General features: G+C 53.5%; 3 protein-coding genes. 2 read left to right on the forward strand and 1 reads right to left on the reverse strand.

What is annotated here, in order from left to right:
* Positions 1 to 9: 9 nt before the first annotated feature.
* Entirely contained in the window at positions 10 to 1,581 is a 1,572-nt protein-coding gene (locus LKK83_RS04380) for a mucoidy inhibitor MuiA family protein (RefSeq protein WP_324629672.1), read from the forward strand.
* Positions 1,582 to 1,731: 150 nt separating this feature from the next.
* Here LKK83_RS04380 and LKK83_RS04385 read toward each other — a convergent pair whose 3' ends face one another.
* Entirely contained in the window at positions 1,732 to 5,412 is a 3,681-nt protein-coding gene (locus tag LKK83_RS04385) for a PAS domain S-box protein (RefSeq protein WP_324629673.1), read from the reverse strand.
* Positions 5,413 to 5,629: 217 nt separating this feature from the next.
* Here LKK83_RS04385 and LKK83_RS04390 point away from each other — a divergent pair, with 217 nt between their 5' ends.
* Positions 5,630 to 5,827 (forward strand): hypothetical protein, encoded by a 198-nt coding sequence (locus LKK83_RS04390; RefSeq protein ID WP_324629674.1) that lies wholly within the window; start codon positions 5,630 to 5,632, stop codon positions 5,825 to 5,827.
* The last annotated feature ends 481 nt before the right edge of the window (positions 5,828 to 6,308 follow it).

Raw genomic sequence — 6,308 nt, forward strand, 5'->3', positions numbered from 1 at the left:
AGAGAAACGATGGCAGGAATTGACGAGGTTCGAGAATTGACCCTGGATGCACCTGTCACTCAGGTGACTTTGTTAGAAGACCGCGCCTTAGTCCGCCGCCAGGGAAGGGCGACTCTGACGCCCGGTTTGTGGCGCGTGACCGTGGAAAACGTGACCCCAGTGCTGGCGGATAAATCGTTGCGCGGGGAGTTTTGTGGGGCGTCGCCGGGGGCGCATCTGGATGACCTGCGCCTGCGGCGTCAGATGTTGGTGAAGGCAAAGGATCGACCGGAATCCATGCAAGAATTAGAAACAGAAGTGCGATCGCTGCTCGAGGATTTCCGCCATGTAACCCAAGACCGCGAGCATCAGGACTATTGCTTCGATAAAATTGAGAAAATTTTAGCGAAAGCCTTGGAAGAATTGCCCGAGGATGCTGCATGGGGACAACTGGATCCCCTGGCGTGGCGATCGCAATTGGAATCGTTATTCCAACAGTTGCGATCGCTGCGGGGGGAAATTTTAACCGGCTATCGCACCCAAGAACAACTCCACGATCGCATTAATCGGTTAATTGCCCGCATGCAAAGTCTCTCCCGCCCGGATATGCTTTATGCGGCACGACTGGAAGCGGATTTAACTATTACCCAACCCACAGACAACGAAATCGCCTTTGAATATGTAGTGCCAAATGCCCTGTGGCGACCCTGGCACCAAGCGCGATTAACCCGTCAAGAAACCCCGCAGATTTGCTTTCGGATGGAAGGCTGCATTTGGCAACGAACGGGGGAAGATTGGAGCGATGTAGATTTGATTTTTTCCACCGCCAGAGCTTCTCTGGGAACCGAACCGCCGCTTTTAACCGAAGACCGATTAAATGTTAAAGAAAAATCGAAAACTCTAGATATCGAAATACGCGATCGCCCGGTCCAAACCGTGGGACTCGGAAGCGCCGCCACCCCGGGAACCGTAAACTTACCCGGGGTGGATGATGGGGGGGAAGTTCGCACTTTGCGCCCACCCACAAAAGCCTCCATTCCCTCCGATGGTCGTCCCTATCGGGTGCCGATTTTTTCCTTTACCTCCGAGGCAACTATCGAGTATATATTAATACCAGAAATCGCCTGTCAGGTTATCCTCAAAAGCGAGCAAACCAATCGCGCTTCCTTTCCGATTTTAGCCGGTCCGGTGGACTTAGTGCGAGAAAGCGAATATGTGGGAAAAACCGCCGTCGCCTTCATTGCGCCGGGAGAAAAATTTGCCCTGGGATGGGGGCCGGAAAATGCCCTGCGCGTCCAACGCAAGCAAAGCCAAAAAGGCGAAACCGATCGCTTAACTCAGTGGCATCACTTGACCACCACCACGGAATTGTTTCTGTCGAATATCGGCGCAGAACCCCGCACCGTAACCACCACCGAACGAGTGCCGGTGTCGGAATTAGAAGAAGTCACAGTGGAGGCGATCGCGTCAGAAACCACCGACGGGATACAACCGGATGAAAACGGCTTTTGCACCTGGCGTTTTACCCTCGCGCCATACTCGCAAATGCAGGCGCAGTTGGTGTATAAAGTCTCCAAGTCCCCGTCAGTCAGCCAGAGGTAATCCCATGTCCGGTCTGGGTTAGCTGTAGGGTGGACAACCAGTTGCCCACCCTACCCGGGGGTTAGGTGCGTCAGTCCGGTGAGAAATCCACCGGATGCCCGATGACGCTCAAATGTAACCCGGTAGGGTGAGCCAACCCACCCGACAAGACTACTTGCTTTGTGAGGCGATCGGGAGCATCACCCGAAATGTGGTACCGCGACCTTCTCCCGCACTGGAGACCTCCACCGTGCCGGCATGTAATTCCACCAAATAGCGCACAATGGTCAATCCGAGGCCCAGTCCGCCATGCGATCGCGTGGTGGTGCTATTGGCTTGGCGGAAGCCTTCAAACACGTGAGGCAAAAACTCCGCACTGATGCCAATCCCCGTATCGCTCACGCTCACGCGAACGAAACCCTCTGTGCGCTCGATCCTCACCGCCACTCGTCCGTTTTCCGGGGTAAACTTCACCGCATTGGAGAGCAAATTCCAGAACACCTGGGCCAAGCGCTCCGGATCGCCGCAAAGCGGCGGCACATTGTCATCCACCACCGAGTCCAAGACAATCGATTTTGCTTTGGCGGCGGGCGTCACCGAGGCGATCGCCTCTTGCACCACCTTCGCCAGATTTACCGGCACCCGGACGGGGCGAATTTTGCCGCGAATCATCCGCGATACATCCAAGATATCCTCAATCAAGGTTAACTGTAGCTTGGCATTGCGCTCGATAGTTTCGAGGGCTTTCTCAATTTTGGCTTCGCTCAACTTGCGGGCGCGGAGCAACTGCGCCCAACCGAGAATCGCATTCAGCGGGGTGCGAAGTTCGTGAGATACCACGGCCAAAAACTCATCTTTCAGGCGGTTGGCACTTTCCGCCTGGGTGCGCGCCTGCTGTTCCGCGTCATACAGGTGAGCGCGGTCGATCGCCAGGGCGATGCGATCGGCCACCAACTCCAGCAAATGCAGGTCTTCGGTGCTAAATTCCCGCTCCGTTGTACTCCCCACGCGCACTACCCCGAGAATCCGGTTGTCCAGCAGCAGCGGCGCACCCATGAGGGACTGAATCTGTTGTTCTTGCAAAATCGCACTGCGAACCTGGGTATAAGCCTCCCGTTCCAGGCGCAGGGATTCTCGAGTTTCGGCAATCCATCCGCAAAAGCCTTCCCCCAAGGGAATCGCCAGGGGGCTGACTCCTTCCGCTTCCAGTCCTTTTGTCGCTTTCACCTGTAACGTTTCCCCCTGGGCATCCATCAGCAAAATGGTGGCGGTATCCACTTGCAATACTTGCGTGAGGCGATCGAGCAGTTCTTCCAGCAGATCCTTGAGCGACAAGGGCGCGATCGCCACATCGGTCACCGCCTGCAGGTTTTGCACCATCGCGGTAGCACTTTCCGCCAAGGCGCGCGCCGCTTGTTCCCGTTCCAGCACTTGCCTACGTTCTTCGGCGGCCATTTTTTGCTCGTGGATGTCCGTATTCGTCCCGAACCACTTGCACACTCGTCCCGCTTTATCCCGCATGGGTAACGCCCATCCCAGTATCCAGCGATAGCCATTCTCGCCCCAGACACATTTAATTCGCGCCTCGATTTGATAAGGTTCGCCGGTCTCGAGGGAATAATGCCAGCGATCGATACAGCGCTGCAAATCGTCGGGATGCAAAATCGGCTCCCATCCGCCACCTAACAGTTCTGCGATCGAATAGCCGGTATATTCCGACCACCGATGATTCAGGTAGTCCACCGATCCATCGGCTTTAGCGGTCCACACCATCTGCGGAATGGCTTCGGTGAGAAAGCGATAGTATTCCTCGCTCGCTTCCGCCCGCGCCCGGGCTTGTTGTTCGCGCTGCAACAGTTCGCTGCGCTCGAGTTGGGCCTTTTTGAGGTCTGTAATATCGATTCCCGAACCCACAAATCCCTGAAAACTGCCATCGGCGGCAAAACGGGGAATGCCGGTATCGAGTATCCACCGATACTCGCCATTGCCTTGTCGGAAGCGCGTTTCTAGGGTAAATTTTTGCCGCTGTTGGAACGCTGAAGTATAAATCTCCAGGTAGTGCGCTTTCTCTTCGGGATGCAAGTGCTCCATCCAGCCTTCCCCCAGTTCTTCTGGCAAGCGGCGTCCGGTAAAGGTTAACCAAGATTTGTTGAAAAATGTGCGAGTGCAATCGTCGGCGGCTATCCATAACAGCACTGGGGCGGTATCGGCCATGTTGCGAAAGCGTTCTTCGCTATCTTGCAATGCGGCGATCGCCCGATTTTTTTCCGCTTCGGCTTGTTTGCGCTGGGTAATATCCGAGCGAATGGATAAGTATTGTATCGGTGTGCCGCGTTCGTCTAAAAATGGCACGATCGCAGTATCTACCCAATATTCCCTACCATCTTTGGCTTTATTTTTGATTTCTCCTTTCCACACTTGACCGCTAGTGAGCGTCGCCCACAAGTCCTGAAAAAATTCTCGGGAATGATAGCCGGAACTGAGGAGGTTATGGTTTTGTCCGAGGAGTTCTTCCCGGGAATATTGAGAAATTTCGCAAAATGGCCCATTCACGTAGTTGATTGTTCCGCGACTGTCGGTGCGCGAAACAATGGCGGATTTATCTAGGGCAAATTTGAGGTCGGAGAGTTCTTTGAGGGATTGTCGCAGGGCTTCTTCGACTCGCTTGCGATCGCTGATGTCGCGCCACGCACACACCCGCCCTCGGCGATCGGCTTCGCTACAGTTTTTGCCGATGATTTCTACCGGAAATCGGGTACCATCTTTTTTAACGCCGGTGACTTCATAGGGTTTTTCATACCCGGTTTGGATATTTTCCCTCACTAAGGGAAGGGATTCTGGGGCGACAAATTCTTTGACCGACAGTTGCATCACTTCGCTCAGTTCGTAGCCAAATATCTGGGCAAACGCGCGGTTGGCATCGAGAATTTTTCCCCCTTCGTGGAAGATGATTCCTTCTACGGTGGCTTCGGATAAGGCGCGAAATCGCCGTTCGCTTTGCAAGAGGGCTTCGCGCGCTTGAAACCGTTCGGTGACATCGCGAACGATGGTGCAAAATCCGCGCAGGTTGCCGGCTTCGTCTCGCAAGGCGGCGATCGCCACTTCCGCCCAAAATCGCGACCCGTCTTGTCTCACTCGCCAGTTTTCTTCTTCATAACTGCCGAATTCTGCGGCTTGTTTTAGGTGGCGATCGGGTTTGCCGGCGGCGATGTCTTCTGGGGGATAAAAGCAGGCGAGGGGTTCGCCGAGAATCTCGGCGGCGTCATATCCTTGAATGCGGCTGGCGGTTTCGTTCCAACTGGCTACCCGCCCTTGGCGATCGAGCATGTAAATCGCGTGGTCTTTCACCCCTTCGACTAATCGGCGAAATTGCTCTTCGCTGTGGTGCAAGGCGGTGACATGCTGTTGGTTTTGGCGCGAAACCGTTTGGGCGCGCTGGGTTGCGGCTTGCAGTTTGGCGACGATAAAACTGATTAGCACTCCTTCGATCGCAAATAGGAATAAGGACCAGTTGGGTTGCAGGTTTTGCAAAAAAAGGGAATGGGTGGGAGCTAAAAAGAAGTAGTTGCTGAGGAATGTGGATAGCACGGTGGCGAGTAAGCCCGATCGCCAACCGCCGCACCACGCACTCACCATCACGGCGGCAAAAAAGAGGAGAAAGGTGATTTCTGTGTGCAGGTTAGGGTCGAGGGGAAGATGCAGCAGGGTGGCGATCGTCACGGCAAAGATACCAATTCCATACTGTTGTAGCGTTTTCGGCCTTTGCGCGGCGTTCCAGGTGGCATACTGCTGGCTCAACTGGAGCAGTTTTCTGCGGATAATCTGCGGGATAATCGATCTAATTTGCCACATGATACTGACGAGTGATTCGCTGTTTGAGGAGGTTTAGTGTGTTAATATCCCCAAATCGGTTCCGATGAGTTCCGGACAGTTGTGATTCGACTCTCGTTTTTGATTGGTTTTCACATACTATTGTAAAGGCTAATTTGAAGTTTGCGGGAAAAAAAACTGTTAAAAATTATGGAGACGAAAAGTTGGTAGCGAGGTTTATGCCTTAAGGAGGATGTGGATGGTTTTGATGGTGTGCTACGGCAACTTTAGCGCCTTCTGTTACAGTGGGGGCGGATTGATTGACCGCTGTTGCTCGCCGATTGACCCGGTTTTTCAACCCGCGATCGGGCAATGGTTGCGATCGCCGACCACGGTTGACGCGCCCACAGTCGCCGGACATTTTCTCGGTTGCGTCTCGGGCATTCCCCTGGGGTAAATTTTGGGGCGCGATCGCGAAGGGCGTGCCTTTTTTTGCGGCGAATTGCAGGGAATTCTGCTGGGGCGATCGGGGTCAGCGAGTTGTTCTGCAATATACAATATGAGCCATTGGTCGGCTGAAACCTGCTGCTTTACTCCTTTTCTCACTATTTATCAAAAAGCCTTTCCCTCGCCTCTGTGACGATGGCGGGTAGACCGACAAAAATTATTTGCCCACCCGATTATTTCGGTGGAACCACAATCTCATGTTGTATGTAAGCGACAACTGTGCCAGCCAGCATAATTTTGAAATGACTAATTTCTCCCCACTAAGGTTTTAAACTTTTACCAAGTCCGATAACAACATAGATAGACAAATGGTTTTGACAAGCTGCTGTCAACCATTGCTTTGCAGTTTCCCCATTATAGCCTTTCTCAGATTGATGTGGTACGTAGCCGAATAGTCATTACCGCGCTTGCACCTCCGAGGTGAAAAATTC

It is taken from the genome of Phormidium sp. CCY1219 (genome assembly GCF_035615515.1).
In the GTDB taxonomy this organism is placed as follows: domain Bacteria; phylum Cyanobacteriota; class Cyanobacteriia; order Cyanobacteriales; family Laspinemataceae; genus CCY1219.

Excerpts from the sequence above, each read along its gene's own strand:
- LKK83_RS04380 (WP_324629672.1), top strand. The coding sequence starts at position 10 with ATGGCAGGAATTGACGAGGTTCGAGAATTGACCCTGGATGCACCTGTC.
- LKK83_RS04385 (WP_324629673.1), bottom strand. The coding sequence starts at position 5,412 with ATGTGGCAAATTAGATCGATTATCCCGCAGATTATCCGCAGAAAACTG.
- LKK83_RS04390 (WP_324629674.1), top strand. The coding sequence starts at position 5,630 with ATGGTTTTGATGGTGTGCTACGGCAACTTTAGCGCCTTCTGTTACAGT.